Raw genomic sequence first — 23,739 nt, forward strand, 5'->3', positions numbered from 1 at the left:
GCTTTTGACCGGTTCACCGCGATCCTTTGGTAGTCCGCGCACATTGTTCGCCGGTTTGCTGTACAACCACCTGATCGTTGGGTTGTTTCACACCGCCCTTGATCTACCCCTTCTGCGGAGCAACCCATGCGCCTGGCTGATTTCATCCTCGACAATATCGAGCCGATTCTTCAGGCGTGGGAAGACTTCGCCAAAACCATCACGCCGGCGTCAATCGGTATGGATTCGGTGGCTCTGCGCGATCATGCCGAGCAAATGCTGCGCACCATTGCCGCTGATTTGCGTACTTCGCAAACCGTCAAGGAACAGATCGCCAAGTCCCAGGGCGAGGCGCCGGCGGCAGAGGCTGAAACCGCAGCCGAAACCCATGCGGTCATTCGCCAGTCCTCGGGGTTTACGGTAGAGCAGATGGTTTCGGAATACCGGGCGCTGCGCACCAGTGTGCTGATGCTCTGGATGCCGCAGACCCAACTGGACCACGAGCAAGTAGTGTCCGACGTGATCCGCTTCAACGAGGCTGTAGACCAGGCCCTGGCGGAGTCCGTCGTCAGTTATTCAGGCGCCGTGGATGCGGGGCGCAATATCTTTCTCGGGATTCTGGGGCATGACCTGCGCAGTCCCCTGGGTGCGATCCTGCTGAGTTCCGAAGTGCTGCTGCGGGCAGGCGACCTGCCCGCCAAAGCCACCAAGATCTCCTCGCGCATCTACACCAGTGTCAAACGGGCCAACAAGATTGTTGGCGATCTGTTGGACTTCACCCGTACCCAACTGGGGGCGGGCATTCCGGTGCAGCGCTTCAACGGTGACCTGGTGGCGGCCTGCGAGGGCATGGTGGAGGAGGCGCGGGCCTATCATCCGGAAAGCAAAATCATCTTTGAAACGAGCGGTGCCCTGGAAGGTTTGTTCGATCAGGCGCGCATGGAGCAGGTGTTCGCCAACCTGATCGGTAATGCCGTCCAGCATGGCAGCGAGGGGGCGCCGATTACCGTTTCATTGAGTACCGAAGAGGATACGGCAGTCATCGCGATCAACAACCAGGGCAAGCCTATCGAGAAAGACGCCATTGCCAGCATCTTCAACCCGATGGTCCGACAATTGCGCAGCGGCGACATGCAGTATGGCTCTGCGGCTGGGCTCGGGCTGGGCCTGCACATCGCGTCGGCCATCGTATCCGCCCATAAGGGCACCATTGAGGTTCATTCGAAGGCAAGATCGGGCACCACCTTCACCGTCCGGATCCCGCTCCACGCCAACTGAATTTTTTCTTGTGCAGGGCAGGACGCGTACTTGTACGATGTCCTATCACGGAGTAAAACTGTCGTCGCCGTCCAAATAATAATTAACGGAGACGCACGATGGATGCTTCGCAACCTGCAACGACCGCCCATCAGGGCCGCCGGGTATTCCTGAAAAAATCTTTGGTGGTTTCAGCCGCCGCCGCAACCCTGGGCAACCTGCCCGGGCTGACTCAGGCAGAGCCCTTGAGCCAGCGTTACCCAGACCCGCTGATCAAGATCCTCGACCCCAGCTTCATGGACCTGCGCCTGTTCAACGCCAGTGTTGAAAAGCTCGCCGACGGCCTGCGCTGGGCGGAAGGGCCGGTGTGGGTGGGCGACGGTCGATATCTGCTGGTCAGTGACATTCCCAACAACCGCATCATGCGTTGGGATGAAGTCACCGACAGCCTGTCGGTTTACCGCGAGAACTCCAACTTTTCCAACGGTTTGTGTCGCGACCGCCAAGGGCGATTGCTGGTATGCGAAGGCTCCACCACGTCGACTGAAGGCCGACGCGTCACCCGTACCGAGCACAACGGCACCATCACCGTGCTGGCGGACAGTTTCGAGGGCAAGCCTTTCAATTCGCCCAATGACATCGTGTGCAAGCGCGACGGTTCTGTCTGGTTCACCGATCCACCGTTCCAGACCGGCAACAACTACGAAGGGCACAAAGTCGCACCTGCCCAGCCCCACGCGGTGTATCGCATCGACGGTGAAAGCGGCAAGGTCACCCGGGTGATCGACGACATGGCCGGGCCCAACGGCCTGTGCTTTTCCCCGGACGAGAAGATCCTCTACGTGGTCGAAGGCCGGGCCAAGCCGAACCGCCTGGTGTGGGCGATCACGGTCAAGGACGATGGCACCCTGGGCGAGCGGCGCAAGCACATCGAAGGTCTGGATTACGCGGCCATCGATGGGCTCAAGTGCGACGAGAGTGGCAACCTCTGGTGTGGTTGGGGTGGTAATGGCGATCCCAAGGCCGACCTGGAAAAGCTCGACGGCGTGCGGGTGTTCAACCCCGAAGGCAAGGCTATCGGCCACATCTCCCTGCCGGAGCGCTGCCCTAACGTCTGCTTTGGCGGACGAGAGGGTAATCGCCTGTTCATGGCCGGCAGCCACTCGTTGTATGCACTGTTCGTGAATACCCGTGGGGCGACGTTTGCCTGAGTGACTGACCTTCAGACCCTGAGTGTCATTGTGGCGAGGGGGTTTATTGTGGGAGCAAGCCTTGCCCCCACAATAAATCCCCTCGCCACAGAGTGCTGTTTGGACCAGGGGACATCGTTATCCGCAACTCCACAACTCCACCGTTGGCTGACTGGCCTTTGGCGGCCCGAGCCAATGGCTCATCGGCTGGCAAGCCCCGTCGAAGCACAACTGGTAATCACCCGCCTCGGGTGTACGTCCCAGTTTCAGCGGTTGCAGGGGCGGCAATTGGCGCTGATAGTGCCAACTGCCGTTTTTCAGCCGGGCACCGTCCGGAATTTCCATGCCGGCGCCGTTGCCCTTGACCCTGGCTTCGCCCAGGACCAGCCCTGGTTGGGTCACGCGGTAATCTTCCTCCCAGCGGATTTTCTCGATGGTGTGATTCCACGCCAGGGTGAAATCAGTGAGAGGAAGCCGGGCCCAGACCGCACCGGCCAGGCCCAGGCACAAACCGATCACGCCAAGGCCCGTCCGGCGCGCCGTGAGCGCCACACATGTTGCAAGATCAGCAGCCCGGCGAACACGAAGCCAATCTCATCGGTCAGCGGCAGCGCCACGACCAGCAAAGCCCCGGCGGCAAAACACATCAGGCGTTCCCAGATCGGCATTTTCTGTTGCAGGAAGCCGGTGGACGCCATGCCCCAGAGCCCGACCGCCAGCATCGTCTTGATCAGCATGTAAGCGGTCATCCATAGGCTGTCGCCCTGGAGCATCAGCGCCGGGTTATAGACCGCCATGAATGGAATGACAAAGCCGGCAAGGGCGATGCGCACCGCCCAGAAACTGATTTTCAGCCCCTTTTCCCTGGCGATCGGCGCGGCGGCGAAGCAGGCCAGCGCTACCGGTGGCGTCAGGTCGGCGAGGATGCCGAAATAGAACACGAACATGTGCGACACGATCAGCGGCACGCCCAGTTCCAGCAGCGCGGGCGCGGCGATCGAACTGGTGATGATGTAGTTGGGAATGGTCGGGATGCCCATGCCCAGTACCAGGCAAGTGAGCATGGTCAGGATCAGCGACAGCAGCAGGTTGTCCTTGCCGATGGCCAGAATGTAGCCGGCGAAGGTCGACGCCACACCGGTCAACGACACCACGCCGATGATGATCCCCACCAGGGCGCAGGCAATCCCCACCGGCACCGCATGCCGCGCGCCGTCCACCAGTGCGTGCAGGCAAACCGTCAGGGTTTCCCGCGCGCCCTTGATGAACCAGCAAATCGCCACCAACACTGCGATCACCGCAAATATGACGCCGATACCTAACTGGAAAAACCCCACGCACAGGATGCCCAGCGCGATCCAGAACGCGCAGCGCATAGCAAAGCTCGACACCCGCAAAATGATCGCCGAGCCGAGGATCACAATAGCGGTGAGTGCCAGTCCGACCATGCCGGAAAAGAGCGGCGTGCGACCGGAGAACAGCAGGTAGATCAGCACGGCGAGTGGAATCAGCAGGTACCAGTTTTCTTTGACGGCGCCCAGCGCGCTGGGGCATTGGTCTTTGGGCAAGCCCTTGAGGTCGGAGCGCTTGGCTTCCAGATGAACCATCCAGAACACCGAGCCGAAGTACAGGCACGCGGGAATCAACGCCGCCTTGGCGATCTCAACGAATGGCACATTGATGGTCTCGGCCATGATGAACGCCACGGCGCCCATGATCGGCGGCATCAATTGACTGCCCATGCTCGAAGTGGCTTCGACGCCGCCGGCAAACGCGGCCTTGTAGCCGAAGCGTTTCATCAGCGGGATGGTGAATTGTCCGGTGGTCACCACGTTGGCGATGCCCGAACCGGTAATGGTGCCCATCAAGGCGGAGGAGGCAACCGCCACTTTGGCCGGGCCGCCGAGCTTGTGGCCGAACAGGCCCATGGCGAAGTCGGTAAACAGCTTGATCATTCCGGCTTTCTCAAGAAAAGAGCCAAACAGAATGAACAGGAAAATGTAGGTCGCCGATACGTAGGTGGGCGTGCCGTACAGCCCCTCGGTGCCGAAGGACAATTGATTGACGATCTGATCGAAGCCGTAGCCGCGATGGGCCAACTCGCCCGGCAAGTATTCACCGAACAGCCCATACGCCAGGAACAGGCCGCAAATCAGTGGCAGGGCAATACCCATCACCCGCCGGGCCGCTTCGAACACCAGCACGATCAAAACGATACCGATGATGAGGTCCGTGGTCGTCAGGTCGCCCGAACGCAGGATCAGGTCGGCTTCAAACACCCACTGGTACACCGCCGTGGTCACGCCTGCCAGGGACAACACCCATGCCAGGGGTTGCCAGGGTCGGCTTGCGCCATAGGCGGGATAACTGAGGAACACCACCCACAACAGGAAACCCACGTGCACGGCACGCAGCACCTGGCTGGAGATGGGGGCGAACGCGGCGGTGATGATCTGGAATACAGAAAACAGCAGGGCCACGTAGAACAGCGTCTTGGGCCAGTCTCGTGGGTCGGAGGGAAGACCGTGCTGAATTTCACTCATTAACTGAAAGCCTCTTGTCTACATCAAAGGTGCGAACCAGGAGGGTGCAACGGCGATCATCGCCGCTGCACCGGGTCGGTTTACAGCGCGCCGACTTCCTTGTAGTAGCGCTCGGCACCGGGATGCAGAGGGATGGGCAGGTTCTTCGCGGCATTTTCCAGCTTGATATCCTTGGCCGCCGAGTGGGCGTTGCCCAGGCGGGTGAGGTTATCGAACAACAGCTTGGTCATCTGATAGGCCACCTCATCGGAGACATCCGAATGGGTGACCAGGATGTTGGTGATGGCCACGGTCGGCACGGCTTCGGCCTGGCCGTCGTAGGTATTGGCCGGGATATCTGCGCTCTGGTAGGCCGGGTTGCCGATTTTCGCCACCACGTCTGCCGGGATCGACACGTAGTTGAGTGCCATGGTCGAGGCCAGGTCACGAATGGCCGCCATCCCAAGCCCCGAGGACTGGAGTGTGGCATCCAGTTGACGGTTCTTGATCAGGTCCACCGACTCGGCGAACGGAAGGTACTGAACCTTCATGTCCTTGTAGCTCAGCCCCGCTGCCTTGAGGATGGCCCGCGCATTGAGCTCGGTACCGGATTTGGCTGCCCCCACGGAGATGGATTTACCCTTGAGGTCGGCCAGGGTCTTGATGCCCGACTCCTGGCTGGCAACGATCTGGATGTAGTTGGGGTAGGCGCCGGCGATGGCCCGCAGTTTGGTCAGGGGTGCCTTGAAACCGGCATCTTCCACACCGTTCTTGGCGTCCGCCACCGAGTCGCCCAGGGCCAGGGCCAGCTCACCGCGACCGGCCTGCAGCAGGTTGAGGTTTTCCACCGAGGCCTTGGTGGCTTGCACCGAGGTCTTGGAGTCCTTGATGCCAACGCTATAGATCTGCGACAGCCCGACCCCGATCGGGTAATAAACCCCACTGGTGCCCCCTGTCAGGATATTGATGTACACCGGGGCGGCCTGGACCGTGGTCGTGACCACCAGGGCTGCTGCCGCGGCCAGAAGGGTGAAGCGCTTGTTGACTCGCATGGGAAAATCTCCGTCTTGTTATGGCTTTATGCAGAGTAGTGCCACTGTAGTCGAAACGGGCCCGCAGGTGGCGAGTCAATAGCGCATCAAAAGGTGATGGGCGTCTTTTTTTAAGCATTTTCGCTAAACGCCGGGCCTGGCGCGGCGGTGCTGCCGCGCACGGTCAACTCGAACGGCAGCACGACATGTCGTTCGGCAATCGGTGTTTTCTCGATCAGGGCGATCAGCATTTGCACGGCCCTCTGGCCGAAGGTTTCGGCAGGTTGAGAAAGAGTGGTCAGCGGCGGATCACAGTAGGCAGCGAAAGGAATGTCATCAAAACCCACCAGTGAAATGTCCTCGGGCACCCGCAACCCCATTTGCTTGATGCGCTTGAGCGCGCCAATGGCCATCTCGTCGTTTTCACAAAACAGCGCGCTGGGGCGCTCGGTCAGCTCCAGCATCGCGCCGGCCCCGTCGTAACCGGCCTTCAACGTGAAGTCGCCGTGGCAGATCAGGTCAGGGTCGGCGGCGATACCGGCCTGGCGCAAGGCATCCTGGTAACCGGCGACGCGATCCAGGGTCAGGGGACTGCTTCGGGGCCCTTTGATGATGCCGATGCGCCGGTGGCCGAGGCCGATCAGGTGTTCGGTCATGGCCTGGGCGGCGGCCCGGTTGTCGAGGCTGATGGTCGGGTAAGGGGCGCCTTTGACTACTTCGCAGGCGTTGACCAGCGGCAAGGATTCGGCGCCAGGAGGAAGCGATTCGAAAGGGTTGCTCGCCCGCAACTGGATCACCCCGTCGGCCTGGTGCGCGTAGACGAGGGCAGCAAATTCGCGCTCGATTTCTTCCCGACCCTGGGTGTCGCACAACAGCAATCGATAACCGGCCGCCTGCGCAGCCTGTTGGGCGCCGCTGATGACCCGGGCGAAAAAGGTATTGGCGATGGTCGGGACCAGAATCACCAGGTTGCCGGTTCGCCGGGAGCGAAACTGCACGGCCATCAGGTTGGGCCGATAACCGGCCTGTTCCACCGCCGCGTTAACCTTGTCCCGAGTCTGGGGTAGCACCCGTTCGGGAGATTTCAGCGTTCGGGATACCGTGGCCACCGAAACTCCGGCCAGCCGGGCCACTTCACGGATATTGGACAAAATCACCTCGATTCGGCGCCAGGAATGCCGGCACGGTTGGGGAGCTTACCGCAGGTTGCGTGTCGCACAAATGCTCATGCAGGGTCCGACGGGTTTGACACGCTGCAAAACTGAGCCTAGATTTCCGCCATGATGTAACCGGTTACATCGTCATCAGTCCCAGCATGAGAGAGTCGTGATGAATCCTGTAGCAACCAAAATAAGAATGGGCTTTGTCGGCGGTGGAGAGGGCGCTTTCATCGGCCAGGCCCACCGTCAGGCCGCGGGCCTGGACGGTGGTTTTGAACTGGTGTGCGGTGCGTTCAGCCGTGATGCGCACAACAATCAGCAGACCGGTGCGGCGCTGGGGCTGGCCGCGTCCCGTTGCTACAGCGATTGGCAGGGCATGCTCGACCGCGAAGCGGCGCTGCCGGCCCACCTGCGCATGGAACTGCTGGTAATCGTCACCCCCAATCATCTGCACGCCCCCATCGCCAGCCAGGCGCTGAAGGCGGGTTTTCATGTGTTCAGCGAAAAGCCCGCCGCTTTGAATCTGCGTGAATTGTTGGCCCTCAAGCAAGTGCTTGAAGGGAGCGACCGGCTCTACGGCCTGGCCCATACCTATCTGGGTTATCCGATGGTCTGGCAGGCCCGGGAGATGGTACGCAGCGGCGTGATCGGTGCGGTGCGCAAAGTGTTGGTCGAATACCCCCAGGGCTGGCTCAGCCAGGACGTCGCCGGGCAAGGTAACAAACAGGCCGGCTGGCGCGACGATCCTGAACAGTCAGGGCTGGGTGGTTGTATTGGCGACATCGGCACCCATGCATTTTCCCTGGCGGAGTTCGTCGCCGACCAACCCATCGAGCAGATATGTGCGGCGTTGGGCACCCACATTCCGGGTCGGCAACTGGACGACGACGCTGCCATGTTGTTGCGCATGGCCGGCGGCGCCAGCGGCGTGCTGATTGCCAGCCAGGTCTGCGCGGGTGAAGAGAACCCGCTGAAAATCCGCCTGTATGGCGATAAGGGGGGATTGGAATGGCGCCAGGAAGAACCGGCCAGCCTGATCCATCGCCCCATCGATCAACCACTGCGAGTCTTGCGTTCCGGCGTGGGTCAGCCCTGGCTGTGTGAGGCCGCCCGCCAGCGGATGCGTCTGCCGGCCGGGCATCCCGAAGGTTATCTGGAGGCGATGGCCAACCTCTACGGTGATTTGGCCCGCGCCATACGGGACCCTGCGCCAGGGCCAGACGCCCCCGGCGTACCTGGCATCGAAACCGGCCTGCGGGGCATGGCCTTCATCGAAGCGGCCATCGCCAACCATCGCGGCGACGCGAAGTGGACCGCACTGGCCTGCACCCAATGAATCAGGAGAGCGCCGTCGTGAACCCCATTGCCGAAACCCCCACCGGCCTGCGTGGCCCAGGTATTTTCCTCGCGCAGTTCATGTCCGCCGATGCGCCTTTCGACACCCTGGCCAACATCGCCCAATGGGCGGCCTCGCAAGGTTACAAGGCCATACAACTGCCGACGTCGGGCACGCAATACATCGATCTGGCCCGCGCCGCCGAGAGCCAGGAATACTGCGACGAACTCAAGGCCACATGCGCCCAGGCCGGTGTCCAGATCAGCGAGTTGTCGACGCACCTGCAAGGCCAGTTGGTGGCGGTGCATCCGGCGTTCGACGCGCTGTTCGACGACTTCGCCCCGGCCCATCTGCGCGGCCAGCCCCAGGCGCGGACCGAATGGGCGATAGAGCAATTGAAGCTCGCCGCCCGCGCCAGCCAGCGACTGGGTCTTAAAGCCCATGCGACGTTTTCCGGTGCGCTGTTGTGGCCGTACCTGTACCCGTGGCCGCAACGTCCGTCTGGTCTGGTGGAGCAAGGATTCGCCGAACTGGCCCGACGCTGGCTGCCCATTCTGGACTGCTTCGACGCAGCCGGCGTGGACCTGTGCTACGAAATCCATCCGGGTGAAGACCTGCACGACGGCGCCTCGTTCGAACGCTTTTTGCAGGCCGTCGATCATCACCCGCGGGCGGCGATCCTCTACGACCCCAGCCATCTGCTCCTGCAACAGATGGACTACCTGGGCTTCATCGACCGCTATCACGAGCGCATCCGCATGTTCCACGTCAAGGACGCCGAGTTCCGCCCCGACGCCCGTTCCGGTGTGTACGGCGGCTACCAGGGCTGGGTCGATCGCCCCGGGCGCTTCCGTTCGCTGGGCGATGGCCAGATCGATTTCAAATCGATCTTCAGCAAACTGACCCAATACGATTTCAGCGGCTGGGCGGTGTTGGAGTGGGAGTGTTGCCTGAAGGACTCGCAACAGGGCGCCGCAGAAGGCGCGGCGTTCATCCGCCAGCACATGATCAGCAAGACCCGAAAGGCGTTTGACGATTTTGCCGGGGTAACGGCCGATGAAGATTCCAACCGGCGGTTATTGGGCCTGTTGAGGTAGCCGGCCCAACCCAAAACCCTATGGCGAGGACACTCATTGTGGGAGCAAGGCTTGCCCGCGATGAACGAAAACGCGGTTCAACGGTTAGACCGCGGTGCGGCCATCGCGGGCAAGCCTTGTTCCCACAGCGGCTCGCCACAATAGCGCTCCTGAGCATTTTTCTTCACAAGAACAACAATAAAACGGTGACTGTCATGACCACGATGAACGCACGCTTGAGCGTGATGATGTTTTTGCAGTTCTTTATCTGGGGAGGCTGGTTCGTCACCCTGGGGACCTTTCTGTCCAGCACCCTGGGTGCCAGCGGTGGACAGATCGGCATGGCGTTTTCCACCCAGTCCTGGGGAGCGATCATTGCGCCCTTCGTGATCGGCCTGATCGCCGACCGCTACTTCAATGCCGAACGCATCCTGGCGGTGCTGCACCTGTTGGGCGCGGTGTTGTTGTATCAGCTGTATTCAGCGCCGGACTTCAGCGTGTTTTACCCGTACGTGCTGGCCTACATGGTGATCTACATGCCGACGCTGGCCCTGGTCAATTCCGTGGCGTTCCGCCAGATGCGCGACCCGGCGCTGGAGTTCTCCCGCATCCGGGTGTGGGGCACGATCGGCTGGATCGTCGCGGGCGTGGTGATCAGCTTTGTGTTTGCCTGGGACTCGCGCGAAGCGATCTCGGCGGGTGGCTTGCGCAATACCTTCCTGATGGCGGGCATCGCCTCGCTGGTCTTGGGACTCTACAGCTTCACGTTGCCGGCCACGGCACCGCTCAAGGCGCAAGCGAACGGTGGTGGCGTCAAGCAACTGCTGGGCCTGGATGCCCTGGGGCTGTTAAAGGATCGCAGCTATCTGGTGTTCTTCATTGCCTCGATCCTGATCTGCATCCCCCTGGCGTTCTATTACCAGAACGCCAACCCGTTCCTGGCCGAAACCGGCATGACCAACCCCACGGCGAAAATGGCCATCGGGCAAGTGTCCGAAGTGCTGTTCATGTTGCTGTTGCCACTGTTCATCCAGCGCTTTGGCATCAAGCTGGCGCTGCTGGTGGGCATGCTGGCGTGGGCGCTGCGTTACGTGCTGTTCGCCTACGGCAATAACGGCGACCTGGCGTTCATGCTCTTCACCGGTATCGCCTTGCATGGCATCTGCTATGACTTCTTCTTTGTCTCGGGGCAGATCTACACCGATGCCAAGGCGCCGGAGCGTTTTCGCAGCTCGGCCCAGGGGCTGATTACGTTGGCGACCTATGGCGTTGGCATGCTGATCGGCTTTTGGGTGGCGGGGCAGGTGACCGATCACTATGCCGTGGACGGCGGCCATGAGTGGAAGAGCATCTGGTTGTTCCCGGCCGGTTTTGCGCTGCTGGTGTTCGTCTGCTTCCTGTTTACCTTCAACGGTCGGCAGGCGGTCGTGGCCGCTTCAAAGGCTTGAGGTGCTGGACGTCAGTCATTTATGGCTGACGTCCAGTTTGGTGTAGGTCACTTTCCCGCCTTCGCTGGACGAACCGACGTTGTCCAGGGTGTAGACGCCGGCCTTGAAGTAGAAGTTGTAGCCCTGCCAGGAACGGTCCAGCTTTACCTGCTTGCCCACGTTGTTGATCAGCACTGTGAGCTTGCCTTGCTTGTCCATCTGCAGGGAGTAGTTGAAGGTCTTGTTCAGCGCCACTTTCGGCAGGGTATAGATCACCGGGCTCTTCTTGTCCTTGGGTTTTACCCGATATTCCACATCGATATTGCCGGTGCCCTTGGCGTAGCGATACACCAGCTTCAACAGTGGCGTGGGGGCATCCTTGGCGTGGATCTGCGCCACGACTACACGGCCCTGTGAAGGAACCTGGTTCACCGCGAGGGTGCCTTTGAGGGTATTGACGCCGCTGTTGTAACGCCAGTTGCGCAACTTGCCGTCTTTGGTGGTTTCGCGCAATTCGGAGCGCGGGTAGTCACTTTTACCGGTATGGGAGCCAGTCACTGGCGCCCAGAAGATAATCCGCTCGCCGGTGCGGTTGAAGTACTTGTTTTGCAGCTTGGGCATGGCCTTGGTCGCCACGACCTGCGCCGGGGTCTGCACGGGCAGGGTGATGTTCCAGACAGTCAAATCAATCATGGTCAATGCTCCATCGGAACCGGCCATCACTCATTAGCCGGAATGGGCGAAATGACTTTGCGTGACACAGTGCCCATGGTATCGACGAAGGCTCGGTTCGCTGCAGGGGCACCTGACGAATGGCTCTGCGTCGAGTCTTCCAGAGGCTCGAACGGGGTGATGTCAATTTGATGCTGATCGGTTAGAGTACGCGCCGCCCGAGAGATGGATCCCGGGCGTTTTCTCATGGAGTATTCAATGAACCACCTCAGCAAAATTGTCGCCTGCGCACTGGTTGGCCTGGCCCTGGCGGGTTGCACCGGCACCCCGATGAAAACCAAGCAGTACGACAGCAGCCAATACACCGTCGTCGGTCACAGTGAAGCAAAGGCTACCGGCCTGCTGCTGTTCGGCATGATCCCGATCCGGCAGAACAACCGTTTCGTGCGCGCTCAGAATGCCGCGATCCTGGCCAAGGGCGGCGACGCGATGATCAACACCCAAGTGCAGGAAGACTGGTTCTGGGCCTGGGTCCTGACCGGTTACACCACCAAGGTGTCCGGTGATGTGGTCAAGCTGAACACCGTTCAGTAAGACCCCTGCCGTTGTGGGGGAGGGATGTGCAGGGCCGGCTGGCGTGGATCGATCTTATCCAGTCACCGCTAGCCAACAGCATGAGCACCTTCCTCCTCCCGAAGCTCAAGGCTCATGCCATCGCAACTTTGCGACCAGGCGCTGAGCCATTCGGGCATGGCCGGTGAGTGTTCGGCCAACCCCAGCGCGCGAACAAACTCTTGCGGTGCAATCGTGCCCTGGGCCGAACGGAACAGGCCACGCATCATCACCACGCCCACCACGCGCCCCTGGCTCAGGAAACGGTGTTCCATGAAGGTCCACTTCTCGTCCCAACCCAGCAGGCGGGTGTGCACCTCGAACGCTTCAAACAGCTTCAGCTCCCGCCGAAACTTGCCCCACACATCCCCCACGATCGGCACTGCCCGGTTGCGCAAGGCCACTTTGTAAGCGCCGCTGCGCAGCACGTAATCCATACGCCCTACGTCGGCCAGGGTGAAATAGCGCCCGTTGGTGACGTGGCGGTTGAGGTCCAGGTCCAACGGCCACACCCGCATGCGCACCACGGTGGTATCCAGGGGACCTGTCGGCTTGCGCCAGGGACGCCGAAACAGCATTAGCAACAGTCGGAACCAGAGATTCATAAAATGCGCGCCCGCAAGGGTGGAAAACGCTGCACTTTAGACAGGCGCCGAGGTTTGGGCCAGGTGCGCAAATGACTGTTTTCGCGCAAGTCGCGCATTTGGGCCATGTCCGGCGGGTTTGAACTCATCAAGAATCTGTGGCGAGGGGATTCACCCTAGGAGGTTGACCTCAAACTCCGCGCCAAATCTTCAACAAAGCCGCAACCTCAGCCTTTGGCCGCCATCGCAGTCACTTCCACTCGCATCCCTTCAACCGCCAACGCCGCCACACCCACTGCGGCGCGTACCGGCCAGGGTTTGGCGAAGAAGCGCTGGTACACCTCGTTGAAGGCCGCGCGGTCGGCCATGTCGGTGAGGTAAATGGTCAGGTGCAAGACCCGGTCCATGGAACTGCCGGCGCCTTCCAGGGCTGTCTTGAGCGCCTGCAATGTGCATTCGCTTTGCAGGGTGATGTCGCCCAGTTCCAGGCTGCCGTCGGGGCGAGTGGGGATCTGGGTGGAAACCAGCAGGCCGCCGAAACCAGCGACGTCGGAAGAGATGGAGTCGGCGTCCGGGTCGGGGATGAACGTGATGTCTTGGTTTGCCATGAAAGTCTCTTTCAAGAAAGGGTAATGGGACGCTCGCCACGCAAGCGGCCTTTGCGGGGCCAGTTTACCGTCCATCGTCGAGCCTTTCGTGATTTCCTTTTTCTGCCCATGAACACTGCGATTGCGTGTGCTTCACGGGCCATGTACGCCTACGTCGATGCGTGACAAGCGGTTCGTTGGAGGGGGCGGCTGTTTAGAAGTGGTCTCTGTTCTCATTGATGAAATCCACGAAAGCCCTCAACGGCGAGGGCAGGTAACGGCGGCCTGGGTAGTAGAGAAACGGTCCGGTAAAGCGCTGCCACCAGGGTTCGAGTACCGGCACGAGGGCGCCGCTGTCCAGGTAGGGCCGCAGCCAGTCCTCGAACAGGTAGACGATGCCCAAACCCTCCACTGCGGCTTGTACCGACAGGTCCACCGCGCCGCCGATCCGAACGATCAACGGGCCACTCGGGTCGACGCTGACGATTTCGCCGTCACGTTCATATTCCCAGAGTGGCATAGCGCCGCTAGGGAATTTGCCCCGCAGGCACGCGTGGTTCAGCAGGTCTCTCGGGTGTTCCGGTCTGCCCCTGGCATCCAGATATGCCGGTGAGGCGGCGGTCGCGAAGCGCTGGAACCGTGGGCCGATGGGGAGGGCGATCATGTCCAGCTCAAGGCGCTCGTCGTAACGAATGCCCGCGTCACAACCGGCGGCGAGCATGTCGACGAAGCTTTCTTCGGTGACCACTTCAAGGCGAATGTCGGGGTAGCTCTTGAGGAATGGCGCGATGATGGCGGGCAACACCAGGCGAGCGGCGCTGACCGGCACATTCAATCTGAGGGTGCCCGAGGGCCGATCACGGAAGTCATTGACCACATCCATCGCCGACTCGACTTCGCCCAAGGCCGGCACGATGCGCTCCATCAACCGGGCACCGGCCTCGGTCGGCACCACGCTGCGGGTGGTGCGGTTGAGCAGGCGCACGCCGAGTCGGCTTTCCAACCGTCGTACGGCATCGCTAAGGCTGGAGGCGGATTTACCGCTCACCCGAGCGCCTTCTCGAAACCCCCGCGCATTGACCACGGCCACAAAGGACAGCAGGTCTTGAATATCCGTCGCCATTGTTCTCTCTGCCGTACAACCTGTTCAGATTGCACCTGATTATCAGTGGAGTGGTCAACGCCTATAGTCGGCTCACGCACATTTATCCAAGGGGCACGAGATGAGCAGGGCACAGAACGCAGGGACTTTTTTACTGGGTGATCATACGGTCAATCGCATGGGTTACGGCGCGATGCAACTGGCGGGGGCCCAGGTATTCGGGCCGCCCAAGGATCCGGCGGCGGCCATCGCCGTGCTGCGTGAAGCCTTGGCGGCTGGGGTCAACCACATCGATACCGCTGACTTCTACGGACCTCATGTCACCAACCGGCTGATCCGTGAAGCGTTGCACCCCTACGCCGACGATTTGGTCATCGTGACCAAGGTCGGTGCCGTTCGCGGTGCCGATGCTTCTTGGAACCCCGCCCACAGCCCCGCCGAGCTGGTTCGTGCGGTCCACGACAACCTGCGCAACCTGGGCGTTGAGGCATTGGACGTGGTCAACCTGCGGGTGTGGGGAAATCTGCACTCGCCGACGCAAGCGTCTATCGAGGAACCGTTCACGGCACTGGCCGAGCTGCAGCGCCAAGGCCTGATCCGGCACCTGGGCCTGAGTAATGTCACTGCGTTGCAAGTCAAGGAGGCCCAGGGCATTGCCAAGGTGGTCTGTGTGCAGAACCACTACAACCTGACCCATCGCGACGACGAACAGCTCATTGCCGACCTGGGCCGGCAGGGTATCGCCTACGTGCCATTCTTCCCGCTGGGTGGGTTTACACCGCTGCAATCGGACACCCTTTCGAGCGTAGCCGCACGCCTGGAGGCGTCACCGTTGTGCGTGGCATTGGCGTGGCTGCTGCAACGCGCGCCGAATATCCTGCTGATTCCCGGTACGTCGTCAGTGACGCACCTGCGAGAAAACCTCACGGCGAGCGAACTGAGGATTCCAGTGCAGATGCTGGCCGAGTTGGACGGGTTGGCCTAGTGGCCTGTGTGGTTAGTTCTAACCACACAGGCCACTAGGCAGGCTGGAGCACCAACGTCGCGCCATCTTCCGGTATCCGCATCCGGCCTTCGAGCCCGGCCATCGCATCGGCGCCAGTTTGGGCGCGTGCGACGCCGGGAGACAGATCAGCTGCGCGCCTCATCCGTCTCGTTTCGATGATGGTCAGGCCAACTGTCGACGGGGCGCGCGCGGTCTTCGTTGAACATCTCCGTGAGCAACGCGTTAGCGCGCCGGTAGGCGTCGTGCCTGAACTTGAGGTCGTCTTCCGGCTGGGCGACGATTTCCTCCAGCATCTGCAGATTCAAACGACGGAACTGATCCGCTCGCTCGCGCGCTTCGTAAGCCCCGACACCCATCTGCACCAGCGCACTTCGGCCCAATGCCAACGCGCTCTCGAAGGTTTCCCGCTCGGCGGCCTGCACGCCCATCTGCCGCAGGGTGATCAGGTGCCCCATGTCCCGCGCACGGACGATCAGTTTCAATGCGGGGAAGTGCTCCCGGGCCAGTCGGGTCAGCGTCAGGTTGTCCTGCTGGTCGTCGATCGCATTGATCAACACCACCGCCTGGCTGGCGCCGGCCGCGTGGAGCAGATCGAGGCGAGTGGCGTCGCCGTAGAACACTTTCACGCCGAATTTGCGCAGCGTCTCGATGTTGTCGGGGTCATGGTCCAACACCACCACCTCGACGCCGCAGGACATCAACAGACGTCCGGCGATCTGTCCGAAACGGCCGAACCCGGCGATGATCACCCGTGGGTTCTGCTGATCGACGAGGTCGGATTCCTGGCGGTCTTTGCTGGTAGCGGACTCTATTCGATCCAGCAGCAGGATCAGCAAAGGCGTCAGGCACATGGACAGGGCCACCGCCAGCGTCAGGCTCTTGCCCCATGGGTCGGTCAGAATGCCGGCCAGCGTAGCGGCGCCGAACACCACGAAGGCGAACTCGCTGCCCTGGCCCAGCAATACCGCTTGCCATGAGCGTTGGCCGGTAGGAACGTTGAGGAACCGGCTGACGGTCTTGATCACCAGCAATTTGATCAGAATGAAGCCCAGGGTCAGGGTCAGGACCTTCAGCGGTGCATTGATCAGCGTGCCAAAATCAATCGACATGCCGACGCCGATAAAAAACAGCCCCAGCAGTAAGCCTTTGAACGGTTCGATGTCGCTTTCCAGGGCATGGCGATATTCAGAGCTGGCCAGCAGCACCCCGGCGAGGAACGCGCCCATGGCCATCGACAAGCCGGCCTCTTCCAGCAGAAAGCCGAAGCCGAACACCAGGAACAGCGCCACGGCGCTGAAGATCTCACGCAGACCCGAGCGCGCGGCGAAGCGCAGCAGCGGGCGCGTCACGTAGCGTCCCAACAGCACCACGACGCTGATGGCCACGACGATCTTGATGATCGAAAGCACCAGGGCGGTGCCTGACGGCGTGTCGCCGTGGGCCGACAACAACGGAATCATGGCAACCAGGGGAATGGCCGCGATGTCCTGGAACAACAGGACGGCGAAGCTGCTGCGCCCGACGGCGGTCGACGTCAGGTTGCGCTCGTTCATCGCTTGCATGGCGATGGCCGTGGAGGACAGGCTCAGGGTCAAGCCGACCAGCAGCGCGGCCGTCCAATTCAGCCCCAGGGCCGCGCAGAACACCGCGATTGCCCCGCCACAGGCGAGCATCTGCAAGGCGCCGCCACCGAACACCATCCTGCGCAACGCCCAGAGCCGCTTGGGATCGAGTTCGAGCCCGATCACGAACAGCATCAGGACGACACCGATTTCGGCGAATTCCAGGATCGCCTGTACGTCAGTCACGAGCTTGAGCCCCCACGGGCCGATCACGCACCCGGCCAGCAGATAACCCAACACCGGGCCCAGGCCCAACCTGACGGCAATCGGCACGATCAACACCGCCGAACCCAGGTAGATAAGCAGTTCAATCAGGCTGTGAGTCTCCATATCAATCTTCCTTCCAGGAGGCCAGGCGTGCGCTGTAGTGTTCGATTTGTGCGTCCAGGGCCTCGGACGCGCGGGCGTAAATAATCAGAATCATCAGGGCAATTCCGGGAGGTCGGTCCTGGTCAAAAGGCCGGACATCCTACCGAGGAAGGCGCGTGTTGTTTAGAACATTGTTTGCCGGCGTGTCGTGCCCGGGTCAATTGAGCGGTAGCGACACCTTGACCTCCAGGCCGCCTCCCTGCCGATTCCTGAGGGTCAGCGTCCCGCCATGCTCCAGCACCGTCGCCCGTGCCGCCGACAGGCCCAGGCCGACACCGCCGGTGTTCTTGTTGCGTGAGCCCTCGATGCGGAAGAAGGGTGCGAAGACTTGCTCGTGCAACTGCGGCGCGATGCCAGGCCCGCGGTCGTGGACGCGAATTTCGACGCGGTCCATGAACGCCTTGAGCTGAACGCCCGGCTCGCTGCCATATTTGCTCGCATTGTCGATCAGGTTGACCAGCGCTCGCTTGATCCCGATGGGCCGGCCCACGTAAACGAACCGTTGAGCGCCCTCGAATGAAACCTCGGTGCCGGCATCCTTGAAGTCGTCGACGACGGTGTGCAGCAGTTCGGCCAGGTCGAACGCGGTGGCGTGTTCGAGCCGAGCTTCGTCGCGGAAGAATTCCAGTGCGCAATTGACCATTGCCTGCATTTCATCCACGTCCCTGAACAGTCTCGATTGCTGTTCGGCGTCGTCGATGAATTCCCCCCGCAGGCGCATGCGGGTCAAGGGCGCGCGCAGGTCGTGGGAGATGGCCGCGAGCATTTGCGTGCGGTCCTGGACGAAGTGCTGGAGTTGGGCCTGCATGGCATTGAACGCGAGGATCGCCTGGCGGATTTCGTGAGGGCCGACCACGGGGATGGGCGGCGCCTTGAAGTCCACGCCAAAGCGCCTGGCGCCCTCGGCGAAGCGTTCCAGTGGGGTCGCCAGGTGCCGCGTGGCAATCAGGCCGACGATGAAAGTCGATAAAAGAATCAGCGCGATAATGATCAGGTTGCGCATCCATTCCTTCATGCCCCAACTGCGAGAGGGCACGGAAAACTCCACCCAGGAATGGTCGGCCAGTTGGATGAGGACCGCGTAACGTCTGTCTGGCTGATCGGCGGGCCAATCGCCGGGCTCGAAGGCCTCTATCCTGGCGTCGGGCCTGGCCAGTTGCTTGCGCAGGAACGCCGAGCCCTCACTGAATTGCGGGTCGTCGATCACCGGCAATCGCGCGTCCTCACGGCGGGGTAACCATTGCACGGCGAACGCCTGGTCGCTGGCCGCCCTGGCAATATCGGGCCGTTGTCCGGGCGCAACCGAGTCGATGATGCGGGTGATCGCGGCGACCTTCTCCATCAGGCCGGTTTCCATCAGGGGAGGGCGCGCCCAGGTCCCGGCCAACAGGCCGAACAGCTCGTTCAGGGCCAGTAAAGTCAGCATGGCGAGCATGGTGGTCAGGGCAATCCAGCGGGCTACCGTATCGCGTGGTCGATTGAAAGCTGAGTGCCGGGGCTTCATCGCTTCACCACATGAGGGCTGAAAAGATAGCCGCTGTTGCGAATGGTGCGGATCATCGATGGGCCAGTGATATCGCTCTCCAGCTTGCGGCGCAGCCGGCTGACCTGGACGTCGATGCTGCGATCGAACGCGTCGTACGTTTCGCCGCGGGCCAGGTCCAGCAGTTGCTGGCGAGTGAGGACCCGGCGCGGGTGTTCGGCAAAGACCAGCAGCAACTCAAACTCGCCGGTGGACAGCGGGATCATGACTTTGTCCGGTGAGCGCAACTCGCGACGGGTGACGTCCAGCTGCCAGTTTTCGAATTCCAGAATCAGACGCGAGGTGCTGTTCAATGTGCCCCTGGCTTCGCCGGTGCGCCTGAGCACGGCGCGCACCCTGGCCAGCAGCTCGCGCGCATCGAACGGCTTGGTCAGGTAATCATCCGCCCCCAGCTCCAGACCGACGACGCGATCACTCAGCTCACCCATGGCCGTGAGCATGATGATACCCACCGTATGCTCGGCCCGCAGGCGCTGGCAGAGCACCAGTCCACTGTCTCCCGGCAACATGACATCGAGGATGATCAGGTCCGGCAACCGACGCGCCACCGCCTGCCACAGGGCGGCACCGTCGGCGGCCACTTCGACGCTATAGCCATGTTGCTCGAGGAATTTACGCAAGAGGGCGAGGACTTCGAGGTCGTCGTCCACCAGTAATAGATGGCTCACAGTGGGCACGCAGGGCAATGAATACAGAGGGGATACTAGGGTCAATCCGGGGCCTGCGTCATATATTTCAACTTGGTAATAAAGTTGCCGACGGGCAATGTTGTGGAAATCTTCAGGCAAAAAAACAAGGGCAGGATCGCCCTATGTCAGTCAGTTAAAAGTAGCCAGCCCAACGCTGAACCCTGTTTGGACCGGGGCCATGGTTAACCCTTGTGGCGAGGGAGCTTGCTCCCGCTGGACTGCGCAGCAGTCCCAAAAAACCAGGGTCGCTTCGCAACCCAGCGGGAGCAAGCTCCCTCGCCACGGGATTTGTGCACGGCTGTGTTTCTCCTAACTGACCGGTATCGCCCCATCCCTTGCCGAGATAGCCTTGTATGCCGATCACCAAGCCCGTTGCGCTGTTTGTCCGTTGCACTGTTGTCGTAGGACTCGTGGCATTCGCCGGTGGCTGCACCAGCACGCCCGCTGCAACCCCTGGCAGTTGTGAACGTGCGAGCTACACCGTCGATGATCCGGCAGAGCCGGTCAACCGGGGCATCTTCGCCTTCAACCGGACTGTCGATGACTATGCGCTGGCCCCGGTTGCCCGTGGTTATCTCAAGCTTCCGGACGTGGTGCAGACTGGGGTCCATAACTTCGTCGCGAACTTCGGTGAGCCCAAGGTCTTCATCAACGATCTGCTGCAAGGCAACGCCCAGCGCTCGGTCAACACCCTGGGTCGCTTCGTCATCAACACCACCGCAGGCATCGTCGGGCTGATCGATGTGTCGGGCAAACTGGGTATCGAGCGACACAAGGCCGATTTCGGCCAGACGTTCGGCGCCTGGAACATCGCTCCCGGGCCGATCGTCGAACTGCCGCTACTGGGAACGTCCAGCCTGCGCGACGCAACGGGCAGACTGCTGAGTTCTGCGGTCGATCCGTTCGGCAGCAACAGCGACACGGTTGATACGTTGGGTACGATCAATACCGTAGGCGGGGTTGTCGATGGTCGTGCCGAGGCGCTCCCGCTGACGGACACGTTGCGCGCCCGACCGGATTACTACGCGGCGCTTCGTGACTCGGTAGCGCAGCGGCGCGCCGATTTTGTCGCCCAGGGCAAGTTGGGCGTGGTGGCGGGGGACGACGCCGATTGCCAGGGAGCGACCGTTGATGAGTAACCCTGTATTGGTGCTGCACCGGCGAGTGAAAACCCTCGACCGAGGCATTCTGCATTGCCGGGAGATCGAGCTGCAGCTGACGGAGGATGGTCGACATCTACTGCTCAGCCGCTACCTGGAGTTGTACAACCATGACCAGGCCGGTGCGAGCGACATCCAGAATTACCGGGTGCCGCTGGCGAGCATGATTCGCTGGATGGTCAGTCATGGGGAGCGGGTGACTCCACTGGTCCGGTAGCCTTGCGCTGACGTAGGGACTGCTAGACTTTACCGTCCAGTTATCTCTCGGAGAGATCGGATGAATAACAAAAACACGATTTGTCTCTGGTACGACGGTGCTGCGCTGGAGGCTGCGCAGTTCTACGCCGCGACGTTTCCAGACAGTGCGGTGCAGGCCGTTCATCACGCCCCCGGTGACTACCCGATGGGCAAGCAGGGCGATGTGCTGACGGTCGAGTTCACGGTGATGGGCATTCCATGCCTGGGGCTGAACGGAGGCCCGGCGTTCCAGCACAACGAAGCCTTTTCGTTTCAGGTCGCGACCGATGACCAGGCCGAAACGGACCGCTTGTGGGACGCGATTATCGGCAATGGCGGCCAGGCAAGTGCTTGCGGCTGGTGCAAGGACAAGTGGGGCCTGTCCTGGCAGATCACCCCTCGCGTGCTGACCGCCGCGATAGCCAATCCCGATCCAGCAGCCGCCAAGCGCGCGTTCGAAGCCATGATGGAGATGACAAAGATCGACATCGCGGCCATCGAAGCGGCGTTGAAAGGTTGAGCGGTGCAGGCTGACAGTCCGCTATCGCGAGCAGGCTCGCTCCCACATTGGATCTGTGTCGGTCTCGATGAGTGGGCCAACGCAACCCCCTGTGGGAGCGAGCCTGCTCGCGAAGACGGCGGGACATTCAACATTGCCGCAACCTGACTCACTGCCAGTCAGCTCACCCCCGGGCGGCTTCAGGCAACCTGGCAATCACCTTGATCTCGAACTGAAAACCATACAGCCACGTCACCCCCACCGCTGTCAGCGTTGGATGCGGTGCGCTGCCCCAGAATTCGGGCACCACTTTCCAGATCGTTTCGAATGTCGACTCTGGATCGACGATGAAGACCGTGACATCGACCACATCATCAAAGGTGCAATCGGCGGCGGCGAGAATCGCCTTCAGATTGTTGAACGCCAGCCGAACCTGGTCCTCCAGTTCGGGTTCTGGCGAGCCATCTCCGGTGCTGCCGACTTGCCCCGATACGAATAAAAAGCCATTGGAGCGAATCGCCGGCGAATAGCGATTACGCTCATAAAGTGCCTGGCGTCCGGCGGGGAAAACTACATCGCGCTGGGTCATGGGTGTCTCCATCAAAAGGTCGGATTCAACGTTGAGAGCACTCTAGGGGCTTGTGCGCGGACGATAAACGAGCAACCTTGGCGATCACTGTTTGTAAAATCCAAACAATCTGACGGATACCGGGGCAGCAATGGATCGTTTCGACGCGATGCAAGCATTCGTTCGAGTGGTGGAGGCGGGCAGCTTCACCAAGGCCGCCGAAACACTGCACATGAGCAAAACCACCGTGACCCAACTGGTGCAGCAACTGGAGGCACGGCTGCGCGTCAAGTTGCTCAACCGCACCACGCGCAAGGTCAACGTCACCGCTGACGGCGCCGCTTATTACGAGCGGGTGATCCGCCTGCTGGCCGACATGGACGATGCCGAGACCAGCCTGTCCGGCGCCCAGGCACTGCCCCGGGGACGACTGCGAGTGGATGTGCCAAGCCCGTTGGCGACCATGATCCTGGTGCCGGCATTGCCGCAATTTTACGCACGATACCCGGACATCCAGATCGACATGGGCGCCAGCGACCGCATCGTCGACATCATCGATGAAAATGTCGATTGCGTGGTGCGTGGCGGCGAGCTGACGGACCAGTCGCTGATCGCCCGGCGCGTCGGCGACCTGGCCCTTGGCGTGTTTGCCGCACCGAGCTATCTGCAGCGCGTCGGCACGCCTGCGCATCCGCGAGAACTGGAAGATTCCCAGCATCGTATCGTCGGTTTCCTCTGGGCGCGCACCGGCAAAGCGCTCCCTTACGCCATGCACAACCACGGCGAACATCTGCACATCAAAGGACGCTACGCACTGGCGGTCGACGATGGCAACGCCTACCTCGCGGCCGGCCTGGCGGGGTTGGGTGTGCTCTGGCTACCCGAGTACATGTCCAGACCCCACCAGGCGCGAGGGGAGTTGGTGCCCCTGTTCGAAGACTGGCGCCTCGACCCGATGCCGCTCTACGTGGCCTATCCTCCGAACCGGCACATCAGCGCCAAGTTGCGGGTGTTCATTGAGTGGGTGGTGGAGTTGATGGCGCAACACGGGCCTGTTATTGACCGGTCCAGGTTATGAAACCCGACCGCATGACTGTAGAGGAGACGCACCATGGACCGATTCACCGGCGGTTGCCTGTGCGGCAACGTTCGCATCCAAGCCTCGGGCCGTCCCTACCGGGTCGGCCTTTGCCACTGTCTTGACTGCCGCAAGCATCACGGGGCGCTCTTCTACGCCTCTGCCGTGTTCCCCCAGGATGCCGTGACGATCGAGGGTGAAACCCGGGACTACGCCGGGCGCTTCTTCTGCCCGCGCTGCGGCTCGTCGGTGTTCGCCCGTACCGGCGACGAGGTTGAAGTGAACCTGGGAACGCTGGATGCCCCGGATCAACTGGTGCCCACCTACGAAAGCTGGACGGTGCGCCGTGAGTCCTGGTTGCCGGCGTTTCCGTTCGCCAGGCACTACCCGCATGATCGTGAGGGTACGGGGCGCCTCGAGGAGTAGGCGCGGT

The 23,739-nt window shown here is 61.4% G+C and carries 24 protein-coding genes; 12 read left to right on the forward strand and 12 right to left on the reverse strand.

All coding sequences use genetic code 11. The features are described 5' to 3' along the window. Window positions 1–126 precede the first annotated feature (126 nt). Together MA884_RS03135 and MA884_RS03140 are read left to right on the forward strand one after the other, a co-directional pair. Entirely contained in the window at window positions 127–1,257 is a 1,131-nt protein-coding gene (locus tag MA884_RS03135) for a sensor histidine kinase KdpD (protein ID WP_256228978.1), read from the forward strand. A gap of 98 nt (window positions 1,258–1,355) precedes the next feature. Next, window positions 1,356–2,447 (forward strand): SMP-30/gluconolactonase/LRE family protein, encoded by a 1,092-nt coding sequence (locus tag MA884_RS03140; protein WP_256228979.1) that lies wholly within the window; start codon window positions 1,356–1,358, stop codon window positions 2,445–2,447. A gap of 117 nt (window positions 2,448–2,564) precedes the next feature. Here MA884_RS03140 and MA884_RS03145 read toward each other — a convergent pair whose 3' ends face one another. The 4 genes from MA884_RS03145 to MA884_RS03160 all read right to left on the reverse strand — a co-directional run bounded on the left by MA884_RS03145 (window position 2,565) and on the right by MA884_RS03160 (window position 7,130). Further along, the gene (locus MA884_RS03145; protein ID WP_256228980.1) at window positions 2,565–2,945 is read right to left on the reverse strand and encodes a DUF1850 domain-containing protein; all 381 of its coding nucleotides are present in this window, start codon (window positions 2,943–2,945) and stop codon (window positions 2,565–2,567) included. Next, on the reverse strand, window positions 2,942–4,969 hold the full coding sequence (locus MA884_RS03150) for a TRAP transporter permease (protein ID WP_256228982.1): 2,028 nt from the start codon (window positions 4,967–4,969) through the stop codon (window positions 2,942–2,944). The genes MA884_RS03145 and MA884_RS03150 overlap by 4 nt, the downstream gene beginning before the upstream one ends. Before the next feature lie 80 nt (window positions 4,970–5,049). Continuing rightward, a complete protein-coding gene (locus tag MA884_RS03155; RefSeq protein WP_256228983.1) occupies window positions 5,050–6,000 on the reverse strand; it encodes a TAXI family TRAP transporter solute-binding subunit in 951 nt (316 codons plus the stop codon). 110 nt (window positions 6,001–6,110) lie between these two features. Continuing rightward, window positions 6,111–7,130 carry a LacI family DNA-binding transcriptional regulator gene (locus tag MA884_RS03160; RefSeq protein ID WP_256228984.1) on the reverse strand — a complete coding sequence of 340 codons (1,020 nt, stop codon included), beginning with the start codon at window positions 7,128–7,130 and terminating at the stop codon, window positions 6,111–6,113. A 178-nt stretch (window positions 7,131–7,308) separates the two neighbouring features. Here MA884_RS03160 and MA884_RS03165 point away from each other — a divergent pair, with 178 nt between their 5' ends. The 3 genes from MA884_RS03165 (at window position 7,309) to MA884_RS03175 (ending at window position 10,999) form a co-directional block, all read left to right on the forward strand. Beyond that, on the forward strand, window positions 7,309–8,475 hold the full coding sequence (locus MA884_RS03165) for a Gfo/Idh/MocA family protein (protein WP_256228985.1): 1,167 nt from the start codon (window positions 7,309–7,311) through the stop codon (window positions 8,473–8,475). Then, entirely contained in the window at window positions 8,472–9,572 is a 1,101-nt protein-coding gene (locus MA884_RS03170; RefSeq protein WP_256228987.1) for a sugar phosphate isomerase/epimerase, read from the forward strand. The genes MA884_RS03165 and MA884_RS03170 overlap by 4 nt, the downstream gene beginning before the upstream one ends. 194 nt (window positions 9,573–9,766) lie before the next feature. Further along, the gene (locus MA884_RS03175; protein WP_256228989.1) at window positions 9,767–10,999 is read left to right on the forward strand and encodes a nucleoside permease; all 1,233 of its coding nucleotides are present in this window, start codon (window positions 9,767–9,769) and stop codon (window positions 10,997–10,999) included. 15 nt (window positions 11,000–11,014) lie between these two features. Here MA884_RS03175 and MA884_RS03180 read toward each other — a convergent pair whose 3' ends face one another. After that, on the reverse strand, window positions 11,015–11,671 hold the full coding sequence (locus MA884_RS03180) for a polysaccharide lyase family 7 protein (protein ID WP_256228990.1): 657 nt from the start codon (window positions 11,669–11,671) through the stop codon (window positions 11,015–11,017). Window positions 11,672–11,908: 237 nt separating this feature from the next. Here MA884_RS03180 and MA884_RS03185 point away from each other — a divergent pair, with 237 nt between their 5' ends. Continuing rightward, the gene (locus MA884_RS03185) at window positions 11,909–12,244 is read left to right on the forward strand and encodes a hypothetical protein (RefSeq protein ID WP_256228991.1); all 336 of its coding nucleotides are present in this window, start codon (window positions 11,909–11,911) and stop codon (window positions 12,242–12,244) included. Between the two features lie 68 nt (window positions 12,245–12,312). On the opposite strand, the gene MA884_RS03190 is transcribed toward MA884_RS03185, so the two are convergent. The 3 genes from MA884_RS03190 to MA884_RS03200 all read right to left on the reverse strand — a co-directional run bounded on the left by MA884_RS03190 (window position 12,313) and on the right by MA884_RS03200 (window position 14,556). Further along, a complete protein-coding gene (locus MA884_RS03190) occupies window positions 12,313–12,867 on the reverse strand; it encodes a thioesterase family protein (protein ID WP_256228992.1) in 555 nt (184 codons plus the stop codon). A gap of 206 nt (window positions 12,868–13,073) precedes the next feature. Then, on the reverse strand, window positions 13,074–13,454 hold the full coding sequence (locus MA884_RS03195; protein WP_047227689.1) for a RidA family protein: 381 nt from the start codon (window positions 13,452–13,454) through the stop codon (window positions 13,074–13,076). Between the two features lie 193 nt (window positions 13,455–13,647). Beyond that, window positions 13,648–14,556, reverse strand: coding sequence for a LysR family transcriptional regulator (locus MA884_RS03200; RefSeq protein WP_256228993.1), 909 nt, complete (start codon window positions 14,554–14,556; stop codon window positions 13,648–13,650). Between the two features lie 100 nt (window positions 14,557–14,656). Here MA884_RS03200 and MA884_RS03205 point away from each other — a divergent pair, with 100 nt between their 5' ends. Continuing rightward, window positions 14,657–15,520 (forward strand): aldo/keto reductase family oxidoreductase, encoded by an 864-nt coding sequence (locus MA884_RS03205; protein ID WP_256228994.1) that lies wholly within the window; start codon window positions 14,657–14,659, stop codon window positions 15,518–15,520. A gap of 146 nt (window positions 15,521–15,666) precedes the next feature. On the opposite strand, the gene kefC is transcribed toward MA884_RS03205, so the two are convergent. The 3 genes from kefC to MA884_RS03220 all read right to left on the reverse strand — a co-directional run bounded on the left by kefC (window position 15,667) and on the right by MA884_RS03220 (window position 19,743). Then, on the reverse strand, window positions 15,667–17,493 hold the full coding sequence (gene kefC, locus MA884_RS03210) for a glutathione-regulated potassium-efflux system protein KefC (protein WP_256228995.1): 1,827 nt from the start codon (window positions 17,491–17,493) through the stop codon (window positions 15,667–15,669). 196 nt (window positions 17,494–17,689) lie between these two features. Next, the gene (locus tag MA884_RS03215) at window positions 17,690–19,036 is read right to left on the reverse strand and encodes an ATP-binding protein (RefSeq protein ID WP_256228996.1); all 1,347 of its coding nucleotides are present in this window, start codon (window positions 19,034–19,036) and stop codon (window positions 17,690–17,692) included. Then, window positions 19,033–19,743 carry a response regulator gene (locus MA884_RS03220; protein WP_256228997.1) on the reverse strand — a complete coding sequence of 237 codons (711 nt, stop codon included), beginning with the start codon at window positions 19,741–19,743 and terminating at the stop codon, window positions 19,033–19,035. Before MA884_RS03220 ends, MA884_RS03215 begins: the two co-directional genes overlap by 4 nt. 374 nt (window positions 19,744–20,117) lie before the next feature. On the opposite strand from MA884_RS03220, the gene MA884_RS03225 reads away from it, so the two are divergent. From MA884_RS03225 to MA884_RS03235, 3 genes are read left to right on the forward strand one after another with little or no spacing between them, the layout of a single operon-like run. Further along, window positions 20,118–20,903 carry a VacJ family lipoprotein gene (locus tag MA884_RS03225; RefSeq protein WP_256228998.1) on the forward strand — a complete coding sequence of 262 codons (786 nt, stop codon included), beginning with the start codon at window positions 20,118–20,120 and terminating at the stop codon, window positions 20,901–20,903. Continuing rightward, the gene (locus tag MA884_RS03230; RefSeq protein WP_256228999.1) at window positions 20,896–21,141 is read left to right on the forward strand and encodes a hypothetical protein; all 246 of its coding nucleotides are present in this window, start codon (window positions 20,896–20,898) and stop codon (window positions 21,139–21,141) included. The genes MA884_RS03225 and MA884_RS03230 overlap by 8 nt, the downstream gene beginning before the upstream one ends. 60 nt (window positions 21,142–21,201) lie before the next feature. Further along, a complete protein-coding gene (locus tag MA884_RS03235; RefSeq protein ID WP_256229000.1) occupies window positions 21,202–21,681 on the forward strand; it encodes a VOC family protein in 480 nt (159 codons plus the stop codon). A gap of 163 nt (window positions 21,682–21,844) precedes the next feature. On the opposite strand, the gene MA884_RS03240 is transcribed toward MA884_RS03235, so the two are convergent. Next, window positions 21,845–22,249, reverse strand: coding sequence for a RidA family protein (locus MA884_RS03240; RefSeq protein WP_256229001.1), 405 nt, complete (start codon window positions 22,247–22,249; stop codon window positions 21,845–21,847). 130 nt (window positions 22,250–22,379) lie between these two features. Between MA884_RS03240 and MA884_RS03245 the strand changes: the two genes are divergently transcribed. Beyond that, window positions 22,380–23,306 carry a LysR family transcriptional regulator gene (locus MA884_RS03245; protein WP_256229002.1) on the forward strand — a complete coding sequence of 309 codons (927 nt, stop codon included), beginning with the start codon at window positions 22,380–22,382 and terminating at the stop codon, window positions 23,304–23,306. Window positions 23,307–23,339: 33 nt separating this feature from the next. Next, entirely contained in the window at window positions 23,340–23,732 is a 393-nt protein-coding gene (locus tag MA884_RS03250) for a GFA family protein (protein WP_256229004.1), read from the forward strand. Window positions 23,733–23,739 lie beyond the last annotated feature (7 nt).

It is taken from the genome of Pseudomonas sp. Q11, assembly GCF_024494355.1.
Lineage (GTDB): Bacteria > Pseudomonadota > Gammaproteobacteria > Pseudomonadales > Pseudomonadaceae > Aquipseudomonas > Aquipseudomonas hefeiensis.

Coding starts and splice junctions, on each gene's coding strand:
- MA884_RS03240 (WP_256229001.1), bottom strand. CDS start 22,249: ATGACCCAGCGCGATGTAGTTTTCCCCGCCGGACGCCAGGCACTTTAT.
- MA884_RS03245 (WP_256229002.1), top strand. CDS start 22,380: ATGGATCGTTTCGACGCGATGCAAGCATTCGTTCGAGTGGTGGAGGCG.
- MA884_RS03215 (WP_256228996.1), bottom strand. CDS start 19,036: ATGAAGCCCCGGCACTCAGCTTTCAATCGACCACGCGATACGGTAGCC.
- MA884_RS03135 (WP_256228978.1), top strand. CDS start 127: ATGCGCCTGGCTGATTTCATCCTCGACAATATCGAGCCGATTCTTCAG.
- MA884_RS03140 (WP_256228979.1), top strand. CDS start 1,356: ATGGATGCTTCGCAACCTGCAACGACCGCCCATCAGGGCCGCCGGGTA.
- MA884_RS03180 (WP_256228990.1), bottom strand. CDS start 11,671: ATGATTGATTTGACTGTCTGGAACATCACCCTGCCCGTGCAGACCCCG.
- MA884_RS03190 (WP_256228992.1), bottom strand. CDS start 12,867: ATGAATCTCTGGTTCCGACTGTTGCTAATGCTGTTTCGGCGTCCCTGG.
- MA884_RS03170 (WP_256228987.1), top strand. CDS start 8,472: ATGAATCAGGAGAGCGCCGTCGTGAACCCCATTGCCGAAACCCCCACC.
- MA884_RS03165 (WP_256228985.1), top strand. CDS start 7,309: ATGAATCCTGTAGCAACCAAAATAAGAATGGGCTTTGTCGGCGGTGGA.
- kefC (WP_256228995.1), bottom strand. CDS start 17,493: ATGGAGACTCACAGCCTGATTGAACTGCTTATCTACCTGGGTTCGGCG.
- MA884_RS03175 (WP_256228989.1), top strand. CDS start 9,767: ATGACCACGATGAACGCACGCTTGAGCGTGATGATGTTTTTGCAGTTC.
- MA884_RS03230 (WP_256228999.1), top strand. CDS start 20,896: ATGAGTAACCCTGTATTGGTGCTGCACCGGCGAGTGAAAACCCTCGAC.
- MA884_RS03195 (WP_047227689.1), bottom strand. CDS start 13,454: ATGGCAAACCAAGACATCACGTTCATCCCCGACCCGGACGCCGACTCC.
- MA884_RS03155 (WP_256228983.1), bottom strand. CDS start 6,000: ATGCGAGTCAACAAGCGCTTCACCCTTCTGGCCGCGGCAGCAGCCCTG.
- MA884_RS03225 (WP_256228998.1), top strand. CDS start 20,118: ATGCCGATCACCAAGCCCGTTGCGCTGTTTGTCCGTTGCACTGTTGTC.
- MA884_RS03205 (WP_256228994.1), top strand. CDS start 14,657: ATGAGCAGGGCACAGAACGCAGGGACTTTTTTACTGGGTGATCATACG.
- MA884_RS03200 (WP_256228993.1), bottom strand. CDS start 14,556: ATGGCGACGGATATTCAAGACCTGCTGTCCTTTGTGGCCGTGGTCAAT.
- MA884_RS03185 (WP_256228991.1), top strand. CDS start 11,909: ATGAACCACCTCAGCAAAATTGTCGCCTGCGCACTGGTTGGCCTGGCC.
- MA884_RS03235 (WP_256229000.1), top strand. CDS start 21,202: ATGAATAACAAAAACACGATTTGTCTCTGGTACGACGGTGCTGCGCTG.
- MA884_RS03250 (WP_256229004.1), top strand. CDS start 23,340: ATGGACCGATTCACCGGCGGTTGCCTGTGCGGCAACGTTCGCATCCAA.
- MA884_RS03150 (WP_256228982.1), bottom strand. CDS start 4,969: ATGAGTGAAATTCAGCACGGTCTTCCCTCCGACCCACGAGACTGGCCC.